The sequence below is a fragment of the Pseudomonas fluorescens genome (assembly GCF_001902145.1).
Taxonomy (GTDB): domain Bacteria; phylum Pseudomonadota; class Gammaproteobacteria; order Pseudomonadales; family Pseudomonadaceae; genus Aquipseudomonas; species Aquipseudomonas fluorescens_BV.
Genome location: NZ_MRST01000011.1, coordinates 1 through 18,463 on the forward strand (window position 1 = coordinate 1; position 18,463 = coordinate 18,463).

An 18,463-nucleotide genomic window follows, 5' to 3' on the forward strand; every position below is an offset into this window, starting at 1 on the left:
GCGGAAGCATCATTTTCAGCAGCGCAGCTTTACGTTCTTCTGAGTAGAAAGGCATGACCATACTCTTGCCGCCCCCGGAATGCTTTTCAAAAAGCGGGGGACACGACAACTACCCTGACACCGGGGGAGCGAGCCGTTCTTGATCTTGATCTGCTTTTGATCTTAGGCGCCCCGTTAAACCACGCTGGCCGGAATTCGACAGGGATTTGGGGGGTAAACCGGCAGGGATGCCGGTTTAGCCGCCCCGCGCCATGGATGGCGCGTGGCGGCGGCCCCCCAAATCACTGGCGGATTACGGGCACACCGAGCCAAAGCGAGGTGCCGAGTGGTGGGGCAAGAGCCTTTTGGTTACTTTTGGCTGGGCCGGCATTCCGGCTCTTTTCAAAAGTGACCCGCTGTAAAAGCGGAACCAATAGCAGCCATTACCGCAGGAACGGATATGTACACGGTCTGACCAGAGATCCTGGTCGCCTTTAAGGCCGCCTTCGCAGGCAAGCCAGCTCCCACAGTTGGATCGCGGAGCGTCAGTTGGATCGGCGTTGACCGTCGCGGGAGCAAGCTCCCTCGCCACAAGAACAGTACCGCTAGAGGGATGACAGCACTTTAGTCGTAATTTGTTACTAACCCATGACCTAAAAATACAGCGCTGTGGCGGCAAAGCGGGACAAAAGGCCATCTCGCCATTCAATTTTCATAAAAATGTAACAACCCTGCTTCACAGTTCGGGAGCCCGTCACCACAACGAGTTCCTTTTAATGAAAAGCTTGATGAAGTCCGCAGCACTCGCCGTCACGGTATCCCTGTGTGCCTCCTCCTTGACCTTCGCCGCCGAAAACGTGCGCCTCACCGGCTCCGGCGCCAGCTTCCCTGCACCGATCTACCTCACCTGGTTCAAGGATTTCAGCAAGAAGACCGCTGGCGTCACCGTGGATTACCAGTCCAAGGGCAGCGGCGCAGGTGTGCAGGACTTCCTGAATAAAACCGTCGACTTCGCCGCCAGTGACTCGGCCATGAAAGACGAAGACATCGCCAAGGTCGCCGAGGGCGTGCAACTGCTGCCAATGACCGCCGGTGAAATCGTGCTGGCGTATAACCTGCCGGGCAATCCCAAGGGCCTCAAGCTGCCACGCGATGTCTACTCCAATATCTTCCTGGGCAAGATCACCAAGTGGAACGACCCACAGATCGTCGCCGCCAACCCGGACCTGAAGCTCACCGACACGCCGATCACCGTGGTGGTGCGCGCAGACTCCAGCGGCACCACGGCGGTATTCACCAAGCACCTGGCGACCATCAACCCTGAATTCAAAACGGCACTGGGGGAGGGCAACACCGTCAACTGGCCGGCCAGCGACAAATTCATCAAGTCGCCCAAGAACGATGGTGTGACCGCCACCGTACGCCAGACCCCAGGCGCGATTGGCTACATCGAGTACGGCTTCGCCAAACTGGCCAAGGTTGACTTCGCCCAGTTGCAGAACAAGGCCGGCCAGTACGTGGTGCCGAACGCCGAAAGCGGCGCCGAGGCCCTGGCCGCAGTGAAGATGCCGGAAAGCCTGGTGGCCTGGTTGCCGGACCCGGACGGTGCCAAGTCTTACCCGATCACCTCGTACACCTGGATGATTTTCCGCAAGGACAACGGCAACCCTGCCAAGGCCAAGGCCATGCGCGAAATGGTTGAGTACAGCCTGACCGAGGGGCAGAAAATCGCCGACTCGATGGGGTACATCCCGCTGCCGCCATCGGTGGTGGAGCAGGTTCGCAAAGCCTCCGCCAACATTCAGTAACACCCGTGAGGCCGCTCTCGGTGTGGGCTGTTTGCCTCGCCGGGGGCGTTTCCCCCCTGTTCCGGAATTAGCCAATGAACAAACCTTTCGTCGTACCGGTTAACCGGGATTCTGCCTGCCAACCTCCCTCGGCCAAAGACTTCCTGGTCGATCGCACCTTCCGTGGGCTCGCGCGAATCGGGGTGGTACTGATTCTGGCGTTGGTCGCAGCCTTGGTATTCGAGGTGGGACGCAAGGCCTTGCCAGGCATGGAAAAGCACGGGTTCGATGTGCTTTTTGGCAGCGTCTGGGACGTTAACCAGGGCAAGTACGGGATCCTGCCGGCCATTTGGGGCACGCTCTACAGCGCTTTTATCGCGCTGCTGATTGCCGGCTTTTTCGGTGTCAGCATGGCGATTTTCCTGACTCAGGACTTTCTGCCGGCCAAGCTGGCGGCGGTGTTTCGCACCATCGTTGAATTGCTCGCTGCCATCCCCAGCGTGGTGTATGGCCTGTGGGGCATCTACGTGGTAATCCCGGCCATTCGGCCACTGACCACCTGGTTGAACAGCGAACTGGGTTGGATTCCGTTTTTCGGCACGTCTTTGAGCGGGCCGGGGTTGCTGCCTGCGGCGCTGGTATTGGCCATCATGATTCTGCCGACGATTGCCGCCGTGTCCCAGGACGCGCTCACCAGCGTACCGATGAAAACCAAGCAGGCCGCCTACGGCATGGGCACCACCCATTGGGAGGCGATCCTCAAGGTGATGGTGCCATCCGCCGCCACCGGTATTTTTGGCTCCCTGGTACTCGGCCTCGGCCGTGCGCTGGGCGAAACCATGGCGCTGGCGATGCTGGTGGGCAACGCCAACAACATTTCCCTCTCGCTGTTCGCGCCGGCCAACACGTTGGCAGCCTTGTTGGCGCTGAACTTCCCCGAAGCCGGGCCCAACGAGGTGGAGGTATTGATGTACGCCGCTCTAGTCTTGATGTTCATCACCCTGCTGGTGAATGTCATCGGTTCCATGATCATGCTCTACGCCCAACGGGGTAACCGATGATGACTAATCTCACATCCCCTATCACCGCTGTGCCGAGCCTGCAGCGCAAGTTCGAAGGCCGCGCCTTGCGCAGCCTGGTGTTGACCACATTGGTATGGCTGGGTGCGCTGCTGGCCAGCGTGCCGCTGATTTCCGTGCTCTACATGCTGATCACCCGTGGCGGCGCCCGCCTGAGCCTGGAGGTGTTCACCGAGCTGCCGCCCACCGGCTTCGAAACGGGCGGTGGTTTCGGCAACGCCATGGCAGGCACCTTTGTGATGGTCGGTATCGCTGCGGCGATTGCGGTGCCGGTCGGCATCATGGCGGCGATCTTCCTGGCCGAACTGGGGCCGGACAGCAAGTTGGCCAACGCTGCACGCTTTGCCGCCAAGATGCTCACCGGCTTGCCTTCGATCCTGGCCGGCGTGTTTGCCTATGCCTTGGTGGTGATGACCACCGGCACCTACTCGGCACCGGCAGGCGGCGTGGCCCTGGCGGTACTGATGCTGCCCATCGTGGTGCTGACGGCTGAAGAGTCGATGCGCATGGTGCCCAAGATCATGAAGGACGCCGCCTACGGCATGGGCTGCACCCGCTCCCAAGTGATCTGGAAGATCATCTTGCCGACCGGCCTGCCAGCGATCCTCACCGGCGTAATGCTTGCAGTGGCACGTGCCGCGGGCGAAACCGCGCCGCTGCTGTTTACCGCGCTGTTCAGCAACTACTGGATCTACCACGACGGCGACCTGGCGGTGATGAACCCGACGGCCTCCCTTGCAGTGTTGATCTACAACTTTTCCGGCATGCCCTTCGACAACCAGCTGGAGCTCGCCTGGGCGGCCTCGTTGGTGTTGGTGATGATCGTGCTGGTCGTGAATATTGTGAGCCGTATCTTCGGCAAGCCTAAGTATTAAGAACGGGAGCATCTGAATCTTGAACGTCTCAACTGCGCAAATAGCCGCTCCGTTTGTCACCCAATCGCCTGTGGTCATGGACTGCAAGCTGGACAGGATTTTCTACGGTAATTTCATGGCGGTGCGTGACAGTCATGTGCCGATCGAGAAAAACAAGATCACTGGTTTCATCGGCCCGTCCGGCTGCGGCAAAAGTACGGTACTGCGCAGCCTCAACCGCATGAATGATCTGGTGAAAGGCTTTCGCTTCGAGGGCCACGTGCATTTCCTGGGGCAGGACGTGTATGGCAAGGGTGTAGACCCAGTGGTGGTGCGCCGTTACATCGGCATGGTGTTCCAGCAGCCGAACCCGTTCTCCATGAGCATCTTCGACAACGTCGCCTTCGGCCTGCGCCTGAACCGCTACAAAGGCGACCTGGGCGACCGCGTCAAGCACGCCCTGCAAGGCGCTGCGCTGTGGGATGAAGTCAAGGACAAGCTCAAGGTCAGCGGCCTGTCGCTCTCCGGTGGCCAGCAGCAACGGCTGTGTATTGCCCGCGCTATCGCCACCGAGCCGGAAGTGCTGTTGCTCGATGAGCCTTGCTCGGCACTCGACCCTATTGCGACTCGCCGGGTAGAGGAACTGATGGTGGAACTGAAGAAGGATTACACCATCGCCCTGGTCACCCACAACATGCAGCAGGCTATCCGCGTGGCGGACACCACGGCGTTTTTCTCGGTGGATATTTCCCAGGGCACGCGTACCGGCTACCTGGTGGAAATGGGCCCGACCGCGCAGATCTTTGGCAGCCCGCGTGAACAAATGACCGAGGATTACATCAGCGGCAAGTTCAGCTGAGCCACGCCATGTTCGATAAAAGCCGCACGTGCGCCACCGTCAGCCCAGGAATGCCAATGTCTGCAACGCATCGTCTTGATTTGTCAGCGATTGAACGCGCGCTCCGTAAAGTGCAGAGCCGCTTTGCCGAGCTCAGCACGCAATTTACCGAGCCGCGCGACCCCTTGACCGACGAAGTGCTGCACAACGTGCTTGAAGGCTACGCGCTGGTTGACGACTATGTCGCACGGGGCGTTGACCTGTTTGACCTTCATCATCTGGACCTGATGCTGGAGATCAACGCCACGGTGCTCTGCGGTAGCGACCCGGCGCGCCGCGTGGAATACGCGCAGCACCTGGCCGCCACCGAGGAGCACTTTTTCAACAACGTTGAGGGTGGTATCAAGGACTTGTTCAATTGGTACTGCGCGTATCGCAGTGAATCGGTGTGGAAGCGGGCGGCCGGTGTGTATGTGCGCATCCTCAGCAAGCCGCAGTTGTTCATCGAAGGCAACAACCGCAGTGGCTCGCTGATCGTCAGTTATCTGCTGATGCGTGCCGGGTTGCCACCGTTCGTGCTGACGCTGGAAAATGCCGAGGGTTACTTCAATCCTTCCTCGGTAATCCGTAACTCGGCCAAACATGGCGTCAAGGCGTTGTATGAATTGCCCAAGATCAAGAAAAAGTACGCCGCCTTCCTGGAGGAACAGGCCCCGGATCCCAAGGCGTTTTTCTTGAGCGACGCACCACAGCCTATTTATCAGGGAGGCCATTAATGCGCCGGTATCCAACACTCGCCCGCCGAGCCGTGCAAGCCATCCAGCAAGCGATCCTCACGCGTGCCGCCAGGCGCCCGCGCGTACGCATCTCCTTTGATATCGACGACACATTGGCTTGCCAACTCCACCACGCTGACGTCGAGAGCAGTTGGCTACCGGCCTGCGCTCATCGTTGGTGGGGAGAACCGCTGCGTATTGGCACCCGTTCGTTGACGCGGGAGCTGCGGCGCCAGGGTTGCAGTATCTGGGTCTACACCTCATCGGGCAGGGCGCCTTCCTACATCAGGCGTTGGCTGATGCTGTACGGCATCCGTGTCGACGGTGTGGTCAACAGCGTGCGGCATAACCACGCCCTTACGGTGCATGGGCTGTCGAACACCCCCTCGAAATTTCCGCCGGCCTTCGACATTGATTTGCACGTGGATGATTCCGAGGGCGTGCGCCTTGAAGGCAACGACCACGGCTTTCGCGTGGTGGTGGTTGACCCACAGGATGAGCACTGGGCGCAAAGAGTGCTTGAAGCGGTCGCGGGCGTGCAGGCGCAACTGGCCCGCCAGCGATTGCCCAGGTTCAAGCAGCCTGTATGCCAAGGTGCTGAGGTTTATTCTTCCTGAAGTCCAGAGAAGCCTGAACTTGACCCCTTATTGCAGTTCACAACTTGCTATAAGGGTTTGAGTTTCTTTGACTCATTAGTCACGAACAACACAACACTTCCCTTCTTGTTCGACAAATAGCGCTTATGGCGCTTTTGTCGTCTATATCCCTAATTACATACCCTTACCATCCGATAGTCGGTCACTTTACGGCGGCACTTCTAGGCTAGTGTTGACGAGCTTCCTTAATGGTCAACCTTGATATTAAGAAACGAAGCAGCCTGAACAGAATGCACAACAACAACTTCAATGCATATTGTTTAGCCCGACGTATCAGGTATTACCGTTGACTTTCGGTGTTGATCGCTGGGCTCAAGGAGTACTGACATGGCTATATTCGATTACAAGGGGCAAGACGCCCGCGTCCTGATTTCAGATGCCTGGAACCTCGCCACCTATACCAGTGGTGTTGCCACCGTAGGCGCGCTCTACAACATCCCGGGGCTTGTGCTGGGCGAGGGCAACACCTTCGCGCTGCCAAAGGGCTGGCGTGAGATCGGCGCGAGCGAACTGCAGGTTGATAGCAGCCACACCGACATCACTGGAAGTTTTACCGGCGACGGCGTCTTTGGTTCTCAAGCCAGGGTGTTTGGTCAATACGATGACAGCGGCCAATTAGTCAAAATGGGTTTTTCCATTGCCGGCACCAACTCGCCAATTGATCTGCTGGGTTGGCCGGCGATGATCGATAACTCTTATATCAACGGCTACGACTACCTGCTCAATTCAATCAAGGATTACGCCACCGACCACAATCTGAGCGGCAAAGATGTTCTGGTAACCGGCTACAGCCAAGGTGGCTCTGTCACCAACAGCATGTATATCGGCAAGGACACTTTGGCAGATGGTTTTTTCAAGGATTCGGACTACTTTGGCATGGAGTCGCCCAAGTCCAGCAACAGCGACGGAATCTTCAACTTCGGTTTTGAAAACGATGTGGTCCACCGTCTCACGGGTCAAGAGACCAACGTGGGCAGCGCCATTATCGATGCGCTTCAAGGCAGTGACGCCAGCTACACCTCGACCACCGACAACATCGTGCTGTTCGACACGATCTACGCGCTGCCAACCTGGCCCAACGGCCCGTTCTCGATTGCCAACCTGTCAGGATGGGCCGCGCACCTGGAAGGCATTTTCATCAACCCTATCCAGCGTATCGCCCAATCGACCTTCTACGATTACATCGAGCGCGACAGCACCATCATCATCAGCAACCTCGACGCCATCAGCCGCAGCTTTACCTGGGTCAGCGACAAACAGACCGCCACCTCCAACCATTACGGCACACCGGCCTTCCTGCTGGGCACCGACAGTTCGGACAAGCTGCAGGACGGTCGTAGCGATGACTTTCTCGACGGGTTCAAGGGTGACGACAGTTTCCGAGTGAGTACCGGTACCGATATCGTCGCTGGCGGCGAAGGCAACGATAAAGTCTTCCTCAAAGGCACCGCGTCTTCCTACGAAGCGGTGAAACTCAGCGATGGCACGTTGTTTCTGAACGACAGCAGCGCCCAATATGGCCTGAAGGAATTGCACGGCGTAGAGCATGTAGAGTTCGAAACCGGCCTGGCCAACAGCCTCGGGCATGTGCCCGTGCTCGGCGGGCTCTTCGGTGGTATCGGCGAGGCCCTCACGCCGGCCTATACGGTGACCAGTGGCAAACTCGACTTCGAAGGCCTGTTCGGCGCCGATAAGGCGTATGCCAGATCCATCGAAGGCAGCCAGCTGGCCGACACCCTCAAAGGCACCGCCGCGCGCGACCTGATATTCGGCCAGAACGGCAATGACCGGCTCGACGGTGGCGCCGGCAATGACCTGCTGCACGGCGGTGAGGGCAACGACACACTGCTGGGCGGCACGGGTAACGACGCGCTGTATGGCGCCAATGGCAATGACGTCTTGATCGGCGGGCAGGGTAATGACCAACTCAGCGGTGGCGTGGGCAGCGACCTGTTTGTTTTCGACCAACGCGGGTTCGGTCACGACGTGATCAGTGACTTCAACATTCATCAGAATGGGAAAGACCTGCTGGTGTTCGCCAAGTCGCTGTTTGCCAGCGCCGATGCTGTGCTCGGTGCGACTACCCAGCACGGCAGTGACAGCGTGATTCTGGCGGGGGACAGCAGTGTCACCTTGGTGGGGTTCAATGCGGCGCAGTTGAGTGCAGAGATGATCAGCGTGGTTTGATGCGGGATCGGTAAAGCTGGCGATATAACCTCACAGGGTCGTTGATGCTGTGGGGTTTTTTCTTTCTTATCGTGTCATAGCAGTGGACCCGTACGAGAAGCAGTGCCAGATTTTGTTTGGCTGGACGCCGGGGAAGGGTTTGCGGAGCGAGGTTCGAAATTGCGGAACAGAAAAGACAAGGGCCTGCCCAGGTTTCCCTGGCAAGCCCTTGATATCTATGGTGCCCGAACCCGGAATCGAACCGGGACGCCCTTACGAGCGGGGGATTTTAAGTCCCATGCGTCTACCAGTTTCGCCATTCGGGCGGTAGCGCGGTGTAACAGGGTTGGGAATATATAGATCCAGCCGCTTCAGCGCAACCTCCAAGCCGGTTTTCCCTCATAAGGATGCGCGTGAAAAAGCTTGGCAGATCAGTGATCTACATGACCTTTGTGCCAAGTCCTGATGAACGCTCGCAACCCAGGAACAAGCCTCACAAATGACAGTCATAGCGATATGCCATTTCGGCATTTCGCAGGGAGTCGTTTGATGCTCAGTATCCGTAAGCAGGCTTGGATCATGGCCGCAGGTGTAGCGGGGTTGTTGGGCACTGGCGCGTTCAACCTGGCGCAGGCGGGGAGTGCGGTGCAGTGGGGCGAATTTAGTGCGTCGTCTTCAGACAAGTTGACGGCCGGCTCGATGGATGTGGGCGGTGCCTATGTGCTGAAGCCGTCGGGTGTTTCGGTGGGTGATGTCGAGTCGCTGCAAGCAGGGCAAAAACAGAGTCAAAGCGAACTGCAAAGCTTGAAAAGCAAAGTGGAGGGGCAGGAACGTGCGTTTGATGAGTTCAAGCGCAAGGACGGTTCGAGTGCCAGTAGCAGTGACAGTCAGCTGTCGAGTCTCAAGCGTACGGTGGATGAGCAGAAGAGCGCGATAGAGCGGCAGAAAAGCGAGATCGAAGGCCTCAAGCGCAGCCTGGATGATTTGAAGCGCAGTGTGGAAACCTTGAGCAGCAAGGTGAAATGATTAGTGTGGGAGCTGGCTTGCCTGCGATGCGACCACCTCGGTATGTCTGCCACACCGCGGCGCTGCCATCGCAGGCAAGCCAGCTCCCACATTGACCGTGTCGGCTTTCAATCAATCAGTGCCAGCAAGTCGGTAACCCCCACGTCCACACATGCCTGGCTCAGTAGTGTCGTCACCTGGCCGCGGTGGTGAGTCTGGTGGTTGAAAAAGTGCACCAGCAAACCGAAGAAGGGCTTTTCGGCGGCCACGCCGCGCATGTTGTGATAGCGCAGGCGTTGGTCGAGATGGGGCTCGTGCAGGCTGTGGGCCCACTCGATGATGAGTTGATCCAGCCAGGCGCGATGGGCCGCTAGTTCGGCAAGGCTGGCGAAGGCCAGTTGCTTGAGGTCGCTGGGCGTGGCAACCCCGTTCAGCGGCGCCAAGGCCGCAAAGTTGGCCGGGTGTTCGGCAAAGCGCTTGAGCCAGACGGTGTCACCCAGCATCAGGTGGTTCAAGGTGCCGAAGATCGAACCGAAAAACGCTTGGCGGTCCTGGGTCAACTGCGCATGCGTGAGGGTGCTGGCGGCGTCGTGGACCTTGCGGTTCATCCATTGGTTATAGGTGGCCATCAGCGCAATGTGCTCGATGCGGTTCACCGCGGTTCTCCCTTGTCGGCGTGATGGCGCCATCATAAAGCTTGCCCGCCCGACGGTCATGGTGTTCCATCGGGGGCGGACTATGTTTGATCAACGCCATTATTGCGCCCCGGGAGGGCGACACCATGAATACCAGCGATCTACTGGAACAACTGTTGCGTGCAGGGCAGCAAGGCGCCGGCGCGTCGGGCGGCGGCCTGGGCGGATTGCTCGGAGGGTTGTTTAAGGGCGCGGGAACAGGCAATGCATCTTCGGCTGGCGGCGGTTTGGGTGGTTTACTCGGTGGCCTGGGTGGACTGGGTGGCTTGTTGGGCGGCGCTCCGTCAGGTGGTACTACCCAGGCGCGTAGCGGCGGTGGGATGAACTACGCGGCGCTGGCGTCCCTGGGGATGGCCGCCTTCCAGGCCTATCAAGCCTGGCAGCGCCAACAGGCCTCGGCACCGCAGCAAGCTATCCAGACCGTTGACCAGCTTGACGGGCCAGCAGCCGAAGCCCATAGCCACGGTGTCTTGCGCGCGTTGATCGCGGCGGCCAAGGCGGATGGCGAGATCGATGGACAAGAGCAACAGATGATCGATAACGAGTTAAGCCAACATACCGGCGACTCTCAATTGAGGCAGTGGTTCAAAGACGAAGTCGCCAAGCCCCTGGATGCCACCGATTTTGCCGAGTATGCCAATGACCCGGCACTCGCTTCGGAGATCTACCTGGCAAGCGTGATGCTGGTCAATGATCAGCAGGACGCCGAGCGCAATTACCTCGACGCGCTGGCCGGTCAGTTGCAAATCGATCCGCAATTGAAGCTGCATCTGGAACAGCAGGCCAAAGCCTAGAACCTCAGCGTCGCCCCAGTGGTCAGCCACTGGGCACGCTCGCCAATCAGGCTGCGCCCGACCAGCAGGTCCACGTCGACACATTCGCCAATGTGCAAACGTGGCCCAGCCTGCCAGGCCTGTTCGCCGCCTTCCTGGCCATAGCGCTCGCCAATCAGCGTGAGCTTCTCTGCCAACTGATATTCGAACCCTGTGCCCCAGGTCAGGCGATGTTGTTGATCACCGTCGTTATAGGCGTGGCTCCAGCCGGCGTTCAGGTTCAGGCGCAAGGGTGCCAGGGGTTGCCATGTCAGCGGGATGTTCAGGTCTGCGCCGTCAAACCCGTGATGGCGATCCAGCGCGACATGCGCCCCGACAGCCATCGCCAGTTCCAGGCCCAAGTCTTGCCGTGACAGCACCTGCACCTTGGCTTGCGGGCTGATCTGCGTCTCGCCTTTGCCTGCATCCACGGCCCGTGACAACGCGGCGCCCCATTGCACGGCTGGCATGGCGCTGAACGTGCAGGCGGGCGACAAGCTGCTGTTATGGGTATTGCCCGCGTGCCGCTGGGCGCTGTACCAGGCGTCGACATTGCATTCACCCGGCGCATTGATCGCGCCGTCGTCGACCACATAAGCGCCGCCTGCGGCTTGCGCTTTTGAAATCAACGCGACCACCAGGACAAGGCCCAGGGTCATGCCGATAAAGATCAGGTTGCGCTGCAATGCACGGCGCTTTGCTGGCGGCAGTAACAGCAGGGTGTGGCGAGAGTGGCGTGCGCGATATTTGGCAAACCCGTCGCGGCGTGTCGGCGTGTGTTTTTTGTGCATGATGCACCTCGCTTGAGTTCAGCTTTCTACGGTCAGCACCGAAATGCCGCTGGCTTTGGCCTGGCAAACCAGCTCCGAGGTATCGTCACCACCCGGCAGGGCGATGATCAGATCGGGGCGGCTGTCGGCCAGCATGAAGTGGTTGCGCTGGCGTTCCGCCTGTTTGCCGTGGCGCTGCCAATTGGGTGGGTAACGCACCACGTCGATACCGATTTCCCGCGCCCATTCCTCGATCTCACTGCCAAGGAACTGGTTGCCGCCGTGGATCAGTACCTGCACCGGGCGCAGGCGGTGGTAAGCGTCCAGCACATGGCGGGACTTTTTGGTGTCGGCGTAATGACGACCTGCACAGATCAACACGCGCATGAGCAAATCCTTGTATTGCACGCAAGCGACCGGGCGGCCGCCTGCGTTTGAACGGCGGGGAGGGTCAGTACCACTGTTTGAAGCGGCGGATGTAGATCGTCTTCATCAGTTGGGCGACGCAGCAGTAAGCCAGCAAGGTGCCCACCAGCCATGGGAAGTACGCCAGCGGCAGCGGTTGCAGGCCCACCAGGGTGCCCAGAGGCGAGAAGGGTACGTAGATGCCCAGGGCGATCACGATGCAGGTCATCATCAACACCGGCCAGGCGGCGGTGCTCTGGAAGAACGGGATCTTGCGGGTGCGCAGCATATGTACCACCAGGGTTTGCGAGAGCAGCCCCTCGATAAACCAGCCCGACTGGAACAGCGTCTGCATTTCCACACTGTTGGCCGAGAACACGTACCACATCAGCGCAAAGGTGGTGATGTCGAAGATCGACGAGGTCGGCCCGATCCAGATCATGAAGCGGCCGATGTTTTTCGCATCCCACTTGCGTGGCTTGGCCAGGTATTCCTTGTCCATCTTGTCCCACGGCAGGGCCAGTTGGGAGATGTCGTACATCAGGTTCTGCAGCAGCAGGTGGATCGCCAGCATCGGCATGAACGGGATGAACGCACTGGCCACCAGCACCGAGAACACGTTGCCGAAGTTGGAACTGGCAGTCATGTTCAGGTACTTCATGATATTGCCGAAGGTTTCGCGGCCCTTGAGCACGCCTTCTTCGAGCACCATCAGGCTCTTTTCCAGCAGGATGATGTCGGCCGATTCCTTGGCGATGTCGGTGCCGCTGTCCACCGAAATCCCCACATCGGCATCCCGCAGCGCTGGTGCATCGTTGATGCCGTCGCCGAGGAAGCCGACGGTGTGCCCGTTAGCTTGCAGGGCCTTGAGCACGCGGGATTTTTGCAGCGGCGTGAGCTTGGCGAATACCGTGCGCTCTTCTACGCGGCGCAGCAGGGTGGCGTCGTCCATGGCTTCGATTTCCACGCCCAGCAGCGGCTGGCCGGGTTCCAGGCCAACCTGGCGGCAGATCTTGCTGGTGACCACCGCGTTGTCGCCGGTCAACACCTTGATCGCCACGCCAATCTGTTGCAGCGCCGCAATGGCCGGGCCTGCGGTTTCCTTCGGCGGGTCCAGGAAGGTCAGGAAGCCCTGGATCACCAGGTTGCGCTCGTCGCTGGTGGTGTACTGCTGGCGTGCCAGTGCTTTGGGGATATTTCGGGTCGCTACCACCAGCACGCGGAAACCGTCTTCGTTGTAGTCATTGGCGAGCGCCAGCAGCGCCTCACGACGGCGGTCATCCAGGGGCAAGGCTTCGCCGGCCTCCATGACATGGGTAGAAATGCTCAGCATCTCTTCCACCGCGCCCTTGCATACCAGCAACTGGTCACCGGCGGCATCCTTGACCACGATCGACAGGCGACGACGGACAAAGTCGAACGGCAATTCATCGACCTTGCTGTAGGCAAACGGCACCTGGAACTTGGGGTTCTGTTCCGAGAACTGCACCACCGCCTGGTCCATCAGGTTTTTCATGCCGCTCTGGTGAAAGCTGTTGAGCCAGGCCAGGGACAGCACGGCGTCATCGCGCTGGCCGAAGGCATTGACGTGATGCTCGAGGATGATCTTGTCCTGGGTGAGGGTGCCGGTCTTGTCGGTGCACAGCACATCCATCGAGCCGAAGTTCTGGATCGCATTGAGGCGCTTGACCACCACTTTGCGCTTGGCCATGGCCGTGGCGCCCTTGGCCAGGTTGGCGCTGACGATCATCGGCAGCATTTCCGGGGTAAGGCCGACGGCCACTGCCAGCGCAAACAGGAAGGCATCGCCCCAGTCGCCCTTGGAGAAGCCATTGAGGAAAAACACGATGGGTACCATCACCAGCATGAAGCGGATCAGCAGCCAGCTGACACTGTTCACGCCCCGGTCGAAGGCGGTTTGCACCCGCGAGCCGACAATCGCCTTGGCCAGGGAGCCAAAGTAAGTGCGGGGCCCCGTTGCCACCACCACTGCTTTAGCGCGGCCGCTGACCACGTTGGTGCCCATGAAGCAGATGTTCGGCAGGTCCAGCAGGTTGCCCTGGTCGGCGGCCAGGGTAGAGGCGGATTTTTGCGTGACATCGCCCAGGGTGTCGTACTTCTCCACCGGCAAGGCTTCGCCGGTCAGCACGGCCTGGCTGATAAACAGGTCGCGGGACTCGATCAGGCGGATATCGGCGGGGATCATGTCGCCGGCTGACAGCTGCACGATGTCGCCGGCCACCAGGTCGCGCATCGGCACTTCGCGCAAGACCGGCTGGGCGCCAACCTGCTCGCGGCGCAGCACGGTGGCGGTGGTGCGTACCATGGCCTTGAGAGCTTCTGCGGATTTGGCCGAGCGGTGTTCTTGCCAGAAACGCAGCAGGCTGCTGAGCAACACCATGGTCATGATGATGACGACCTTGGTCGGGTCGGCTTCTTCGCCTTCTTGCATCGGTAGCCAGCAGTCAGTCACAAAGCTGATGCCGCCCAGGGTCAACAGTACGTAGATGAACGGGTTGTTCAACGCCTGCAGGAACTGGATGATCGCGTGTGGCGGTTTGTCGTGGGCGACTTCGTTATAGCCTTCCCGTTGCAGGCGCGCCGAGGCGTCCAGCTCGGTCAGGCCGTCCTGGGTGGCCCGTACATTGGCGAGGGTGGCCGCCAGGCCATTGTGGGCTTCGCGGGCGGCACGCATCGACAGCCTGGTGTCGGGGGCGGTGCTATTTTTCTTGTGCAGAGGCGTGTTTTTTACGGCGCTCATTGTCTGTACTCCTGTCGCCAATTCTCGACAAAACATACCCACTACTTACCTGCAGACAGGCGAGCGAAAGCATGCCGAGTCGCGGACTTCGCGATCGGTTTAAATAAAGTAATCACATAACTTCTGAAGGGCCCGCTAACAGCACGCTAGTTAACTAGCGTGCAGCAGGCTACTACTGGACGTGTTCATAAAGAACTCCAGGGTCATCACTAAGAAAGTTGCTGTTTCCAGCCAGGTCAGGCGGCGCGAGTGCTCAGGTAGAGACCGAGCATCAAGCGCGCTTGCGCCAGGCGGGAAACCTGGGGTCTCTGCGGGTCTTGAGGGTCGGCATGATCCCAGTGCTGCACCAGGTGGCCGCTTTCAGGGCAGATACGCCAGTGCGCCAGCGGCGGGGCCGGGCGCACTTGAGGGGAGGGTGCAGCAAAGGTCGAGCGGGTTGGCGAAAAGCCCACCGGCGCTCGGCACAGCTTGGCGCGCAGGGCTGCGACCAGTGTGCGTGTATCAGGCAAAACAAGGAGTTGGAAGGTCATAACACACCTCGGGACCGGACGGGCGACCGGTGAGGCAGTTACGGTGGAGCATCAAGCTCTAGCGCAGCTTACCGGACCTGGAACGCGAGTCCTGTCATATTCTGGGTTTGGCGCCCGATGCCCGCAGAGGCGGTGCTCGGACAGCGACTAGATACTGTGTCCATTGGCTTCTTTTGTGAGGTTTAAAAAAGGCCCCAGTTGCGGGCACGGGCAATCTACTCAGGGCGTCAGTGAATGTCAACGTATGATTAATTAAATTAACCGGTGTTCAGAGTTTGTTCAGACAAGAGGCGTGTGCAAGTTGCTGGCGGGATAACTTCATATACCTTGCGCGGCGAGGAGTGCCAGATAGATCAATACTAAACCGCAGGCCGCATAACTCACACGCTGCCAAGTCGGTGATGCGTTCTTGCGTAGCAGGTTCACCAAGGCGGCGGTAAGAAAACACGAGAGTACCGACGCCAGCATGAAGCCGGCAAAAAACATCAGGGTCTGCCCGTGGCTGGGGGTGGTGCCGACAATCCCCGACAGTGCGCTGCCCAAGGCGCCCCAGTAGACGATGTTTTTCGGATTAGCCAAGGAAATCGCCGCGCCCACCGCCAACGCATTTTTGCCTGAGCTGGCAGGGGCGTTGTCCATTGCCGGTAACTGCCAGGCATCAATCAGGCTGCGAATGCCCAGCCAGGCCAGGTACAGCGCGCAGACGATTGTAAGTGGAACCCTTACTGCATCATGTTGGATCAGCAGTGCGATACCGGTGAGGCCAATCACGGCCCAGACGGCATCGCCCACCAGCGAGCCGAACTGCACCAACAACGCCGGCGTGAAGCCATGGAGCAAGCCGCGGCGCAGGGTCTCTGCCAGTACGGCGCCGGGGGAAAGGCAAAATACGAAGCCGAATACCAGCGCATAAACAAAAATCGACAGCATGCTCAGCTCCTTTCGAGAAAGTGCCAGAGCATACGTCAGTCCGGGAGGCGGATACCATGCCGTCTGTAGGAGCGAGCTTGCTCGCGAAAAACGTCAACGATAAGGCGTGTTGCCTGAATGAACGCTGCGCCTATGAATTTTTCGCGAGCAAGCTCGCTCCTACAAAGGCTGCGGCGTTGAGGCAATGCGGTGGAGTTCAGCCTTCAATTCATCCGGCGATAGACGTGCAAAGGGCAGCGCAAAAAAAGCCTCGCAGCGTGCGGTGATAATGTCGAGGGTGGCCTTGAATGCAGCGTCTACTTGCGCCTCCTTCCCTTGCACCTCGGAAGGGTCTTCCAAGCCCCAATGTGCCTTCAGCGCCGGGCCGAAATACACCGGGCACGCTTCACCGGCTGCTTTATCGCACACGGTGATGACCACATCCGGCGGGCTGCCTTCAAAGGCGTCATTGCCCTTGCTGTACAAACCTTCGATGCTGATGCCCGCCGCCTGCAGCGTGCTCAGGCTACGGGGCAACACCTGCCCCTTGGGAAAACTGCCCGAGCTGATCGCCTCGAACCCCTCTGGCGCAATGTGATTAAACATCGCTTCGGACAAGATGCTGCGACAGCTGTTGGCGGTACACATGAACAGTACTTTCATTGCAGTCTCCTTTAGATGCTCAGGCGCAAGGCGAGGGCGGCGAGGGTGATCAGCAGCACGGGTAGGGTCAGCACGATCCCGACCTTGAAGTAGTAACCCCAGGTGATGGTGATGCCTTTGCGTGCCAGGATATGCAACCACAACAAGGTGGCCAGGCTGCCGATGGGGGTGATTTTCGGGCCCAGGTCGCTGCCGATCACATTGGCATAGATCATCGCGTCCTTGACCACGCCCACGGCATGGCTGGACTCGATGGACAAAGCGCCAATCAGCACGGTCGGCAGGTTATTCATGGCTGATGAGAGCAGCGCGGTCAGCACCCCTGTGCCCATGGCCGCGCCCCACACACCATAGGTGGCGAAGGTGTCGAGCCAGGTGGCCAGGTAGTCGGTCAGGCCGGCGTTACGCAGGCCATAGACCACCAGGTACATGCCCAGGGAAAAAATCACGATCTGCCACGGGGCTTCCTTGAGGACTTTGCGCGTGGAAATCTGATGGCCTTTGGCAGCAATCACCAGCAGCAGTACCGCACAGAACGCCGAGATCGCACTGATGGGAATGCCCAACGGTTCCAGGGCGAAACAGCCGATCAGCAAAATACCGAGTACCCACCAGCCGGCACGAAATGTCGCACGGTCATGGATGGCACTGGCGGGGTCTTCCAGGTCGGACGGGTTGTAGCTCTGCGGAATATCCCGGCGGAAAAACCACAGCAGCACCGCGAGCGTGGCAGCGACACTGACCAGGTTCACCGGCACCATCACCGCGGCGTATTCGTTGAAGCCAATCTTGAAATAGTCCGCCGACACGATATTCACCAGGTTCGACACCACCAGCGGCAGGCTCGCCGTGTCGGCGATAAACCCTGCGCCCATGACGAAGGCCAGGGTCGCCGCCGGGGAAAAGCGCAAGGCCAGCAGCATCGACATCACGATAGGCGTCAGGATCAACGCCGCACCGTCGTTGGCAAACAGCGCCGATACCAGCGCCCCCAGCAACACCATATAGGCAAACAACCGCCGTCCGCGACCCCGGCCCCAGCGCGCCACATGCAGGGCCGTCCAGGCAAAGAAACCGGCTTCGTCCAGCAACAGGCTGATGATGATCAGCGCGACGAAGGTGCCGGTGGCGTTCCAGATGATGTGCCACACCGCGGGGATGTCCGCCAGGCTGATCACTCCGCAGCCCAGCGCGAGGATCGCGCCCAGTGTGGCACTCCAGCCGACGCCCAGGCCCTTGGGTTGCCAGATGACCAGCACGATGGTGGCGAGGAAAATCGCAATTGCGACAAGCATGAATAAAAGCTCCGATGGCTCAGCAGCAGGTGCTGGCCCGTTGTGGTCTGTCGCCCATTGCATTCAGACGCAGTGCGTCGTCCTGCAACCATGGCTGGTTGGCTTGTAGGGTGGTGTCCAGCACCTGGGTAACCCAAGCGGGCAGGGCCGGATTGATGCGGTAGTAGATCCATTGCCCTTGACGTCGGTCCACCAGCAGCCCGCAACTGCGCAATTGCGCGAGATGACGGGAGATTTTTGGCTGGCTGTCGTCCAAGGCATGGATCAATTCACACACGCAAAGTTCGCCCTCGCGCAGGATCAGTAAGGTCACCCGTGAACGGGTGGCATCGGCCAGGCACTTGAACAGGGTGGGAGGCGAGAAGAGGTCTGACATGGTCAAGGACTTTTCAAGTAGATATATTCGAATATACGTATTTCCATATGTGTAGGTCAAATCTTGTTTCAATTGATATGGATCAAAACCCTTTGAAAGCGCCACAA

The 18,463-nt window shown here is 59.3% G+C and carries 18 protein-coding genes and 1 tRNA gene; 9 read left to right on the plus strand and 10 right to left on the minus strand.

Translation table 11 applies throughout. From position 1 onward, the window contains the following. The first annotated feature begins 755 nt into the window (after window positions 1–755). The 7 genes from pstS to BUE92_RS00785 all read left to right on the plus strand — a co-directional run bounded on the left by pstS (window position 756) and on the right by BUE92_RS00785 (window position 8,156). Complete coding sequence (gene pstS / locus BUE92_RS00755; RefSeq protein ID WP_054919120.1) at window positions 756–1,787, plus strand: phosphate ABC transporter substrate-binding protein PstS; 1,032 nt, start codon at window positions 756–758, stop codon at window positions 1,785–1,787. A 74-nt stretch (window positions 1,788–1,861) separates the two neighbouring features. Then, on the plus strand, window positions 1,862–2,827 hold the full coding sequence (gene pstC, locus BUE92_RS00760; RefSeq protein ID WP_003191517.1) for a phosphate ABC transporter permease subunit PstC: 966 nt from the start codon (window positions 1,862–1,864) through the stop codon (window positions 2,825–2,827). Beyond that, a complete protein-coding gene (gene pstA / locus BUE92_RS00765; RefSeq protein WP_003191515.1) occupies window positions 2,827–3,720 on the plus strand; it encodes a phosphate ABC transporter permease PstA in 894 nt (297 codons plus the stop codon). The genes pstC and pstA overlap by 1 nt, the downstream gene beginning before the upstream one ends. A gap of 76 nt (window positions 3,721–3,796) precedes the next feature. Next, window positions 3,797–4,558, plus strand: coding sequence for a phosphate ABC transporter ATP-binding protein PstB (pstB, locus tag BUE92_RS00770; protein WP_019817112.1), 762 nt, complete (start codon window positions 3,797–3,799; stop codon window positions 4,556–4,558). A 56-nt stretch (window positions 4,559–4,614) separates the two neighbouring features. Continuing rightward, window positions 4,615–5,313 (plus strand): hypothetical protein, encoded by a 699-nt coding sequence (locus BUE92_RS00775; protein WP_073521544.1) that lies wholly within the window; start codon window positions 4,615–4,617, stop codon window positions 5,311–5,313. Continuing rightward, window positions 5,313–5,930 (plus strand): hypothetical protein, encoded by a 618-nt coding sequence (locus BUE92_RS00780; RefSeq protein ID WP_073521545.1) that lies wholly within the window; start codon window positions 5,313–5,315, stop codon window positions 5,928–5,930. The genes BUE92_RS00775 and BUE92_RS00780 overlap by 1 nt, the downstream gene beginning before the upstream one ends. 366 nt (window positions 5,931–6,296) lie before the next feature. After that, the gene (locus BUE92_RS00785; protein WP_073521546.1) at window positions 6,297–8,156 is read left to right on the plus strand and encodes a calcium-binding protein; all 1,860 of its coding nucleotides are present in this window, start codon (window positions 6,297–6,299) and stop codon (window positions 8,154–8,156) included. Between the two features lie 218 nt (window positions 8,157–8,374). Here BUE92_RS00785 and BUE92_RS00790 read toward each other — a convergent pair. Further along, window positions 8,375–8,461: transfer RNA gene (locus tag BUE92_RS00790), tRNA-Leu, on the minus strand. Between the two features lie 223 nt (window positions 8,462–8,684). Between BUE92_RS00790 and BUE92_RS00795 the strand changes: the two genes are divergently transcribed. Then, a complete protein-coding gene (locus tag BUE92_RS00795; RefSeq protein ID WP_073521547.1) occupies window positions 8,685–9,161 on the plus strand; it encodes a hypothetical protein in 477 nt (158 codons plus the stop codon). Between the two features lie 107 nt (window positions 9,162–9,268). On the opposite strand, the gene BUE92_RS00800 is transcribed toward BUE92_RS00795, so the two are convergent. Beyond that, window positions 9,269–9,796 (minus strand): DinB family protein, encoded by a 528-nt coding sequence (locus tag BUE92_RS00800; RefSeq protein ID WP_073521548.1) that lies wholly within the window; start codon window positions 9,794–9,796, stop codon window positions 9,269–9,271. Window positions 9,797–9,921: 125 nt separating this feature from the next. Between BUE92_RS00800 and BUE92_RS00805 the strand changes: the two genes are divergently transcribed. Continuing rightward, the gene (locus BUE92_RS00805; RefSeq protein WP_073521549.1) at window positions 9,922–10,629 is read left to right on the plus strand and encodes a tellurite resistance TerB family protein; all 708 of its coding nucleotides are present in this window, start codon (window positions 9,922–9,924) and stop codon (window positions 10,627–10,629) included. Here the strand turns inward: BUE92_RS00805 and BUE92_RS00810 are convergent. The 8 genes from BUE92_RS00810 to BUE92_RS00845 all read right to left on the minus strand — a co-directional run bounded on the left by BUE92_RS00810 (window position 10,626) and on the right by BUE92_RS00845 (window position 18,356). After that, the gene (locus tag BUE92_RS00810) at window positions 10,626–11,438 is read right to left on the minus strand and encodes a hypothetical protein (RefSeq protein WP_073521550.1); all 813 of its coding nucleotides are present in this window, start codon (window positions 11,436–11,438) and stop codon (window positions 10,626–10,628) included. The genes BUE92_RS00805 and BUE92_RS00810 overlap by 4 nt on opposite strands. 18 nt (window positions 11,439–11,456) lie before the next feature. Next, a complete protein-coding gene (locus BUE92_RS00815; RefSeq protein ID WP_003191350.1) occupies window positions 11,457–11,804 on the minus strand; it encodes a DUF2493 domain-containing protein in 348 nt (115 codons plus the stop codon). 64 nt (window positions 11,805–11,868) lie between these two features. Beyond that, window positions 11,869–14,583: a magnesium-translocating P-type ATPase gene (gene mgtA / locus BUE92_RS00820; RefSeq protein WP_073521551.1), complete on the minus strand. Its 2,715-nt coding sequence runs from the start codon at window positions 14,581–14,583 to the stop codon at window positions 11,869–11,871. A 236-nt stretch (window positions 14,584–14,819) separates the two neighbouring features. Next, window positions 14,820–15,113 (minus strand): hypothetical protein, encoded by a 294-nt coding sequence (locus BUE92_RS00825; protein ID WP_073521552.1) that lies wholly within the window; start codon window positions 15,111–15,113, stop codon window positions 14,820–14,822. A 318-nt stretch (window positions 15,114–15,431) separates the two neighbouring features. Beyond that, window positions 15,432–16,043 carry a LysE family transporter gene (locus BUE92_RS00830; protein WP_073521553.1) on the minus strand — a complete coding sequence of 204 codons (612 nt, stop codon included), beginning with the start codon at window positions 16,041–16,043 and terminating at the stop codon, window positions 15,432–15,434. 159 nt (window positions 16,044–16,202) lie between these two features. Further along, window positions 16,203–16,685 carry an arsenate reductase ArsC gene (locus tag BUE92_RS00835; RefSeq protein WP_073521554.1) on the minus strand — a complete coding sequence of 161 codons (483 nt, stop codon included), beginning with the start codon at window positions 16,683–16,685 and terminating at the stop codon, window positions 16,203–16,205. An 11-nt stretch (window positions 16,686–16,696) separates the two neighbouring features. Then, a complete protein-coding gene (locus BUE92_RS00840; RefSeq protein WP_073521555.1) occupies window positions 16,697–17,980 on the minus strand; it encodes an arsenic transporter in 1,284 nt (427 codons plus the stop codon). Between the two features lie 19 nt (window positions 17,981–17,999). Then, entirely contained in the window at window positions 18,000–18,356 is a 357-nt protein-coding gene (locus BUE92_RS00845; protein WP_073521556.1) for a metalloregulator ArsR/SmtB family transcription factor, read from the minus strand. Between the last annotated feature and the right edge of the window lie 107 nt (window positions 18,357–18,463).

Coding starts and splice junctions, on each gene's coding strand:
- pstS (WP_054919120.1), top strand. CDS start 756: ATGAAAAGCTTGATGAAGTCCGCAGCACTCGCCGTCACGGTATCCCTG.
- pstC (WP_003191517.1), top strand. CDS start 1,862: ATGAACAAACCTTTCGTCGTACCGGTTAACCGGGATTCTGCCTGCCAA.
- pstA (WP_003191515.1), top strand. CDS start 2,827: ATGACTAATCTCACATCCCCTATCACCGCTGTGCCGAGCCTGCAGCGC.
- pstB (WP_019817112.1), top strand. CDS start 3,797: ATGGACTGCAAGCTGGACAGGATTTTCTACGGTAATTTCATGGCGGTG.
- BUE92_RS00775 (WP_073521544.1), top strand. CDS start 4,615: ATGTCTGCAACGCATCGTCTTGATTTGTCAGCGATTGAACGCGCGCTC.
- BUE92_RS00780 (WP_073521545.1), top strand. CDS start 5,313: ATGCGCCGGTATCCAACACTCGCCCGCCGAGCCGTGCAAGCCATCCAG.
- BUE92_RS00785 (WP_073521546.1), top strand. CDS start 6,297: ATGGCTATATTCGATTACAAGGGGCAAGACGCCCGCGTCCTGATTTCA.
- BUE92_RS00795 (WP_073521547.1), top strand. CDS start 8,685: ATGCTCAGTATCCGTAAGCAGGCTTGGATCATGGCCGCAGGTGTAGCG.
- BUE92_RS00805 (WP_073521549.1), top strand. CDS start 9,922: ATGAATACCAGCGATCTACTGGAACAACTGTTGCGTGCAGGGCAGCAA.
- BUE92_RS00810 (WP_073521550.1), bottom strand. CDS start 11,438: ATGCACAAAAAACACACGCCGACACGCCGCGACGGGTTTGCCAAATAT.
- BUE92_RS00815 (WP_003191350.1), bottom strand. CDS start 11,804: ATGCGCGTGTTGATCTGTGCAGGTCGTCATTACGCCGACACCAAAAAG.
- mgtA (WP_073521551.1), bottom strand. CDS start 14,583: ATGAGCGCCGTAAAAAACACGCCTCTGCACAAGAAAAATAGCACCGCC.
- BUE92_RS00825 (WP_073521552.1), bottom strand. CDS start 15,113: ATGACCTTCCAACTCCTTGTTTTGCCTGATACACGCACACTGGTCGCA.
- BUE92_RS00830 (WP_073521553.1), bottom strand. CDS start 16,043: ATGCTGTCGATTTTTGTTTATGCGCTGGTATTCGGCTTCGTATTTTGC.
- BUE92_RS00835 (WP_073521554.1), bottom strand. CDS start 16,685: ATGAAAGTACTGTTCATGTGTACCGCCAACAGCTGTCGCAGCATCTTG.
- BUE92_RS00840 (WP_073521555.1), bottom strand. CDS start 17,980: ATGCTTGTCGCAATTGCGATTTTCCTCGCCACCATCGTGCTGGTCATC.
- BUE92_RS00845 (WP_073521556.1), bottom strand. CDS start 18,356: ATGTCAGACCTCTTCTCGCCTCCCACCCTGTTCAAGTGCCTGGCCGAT.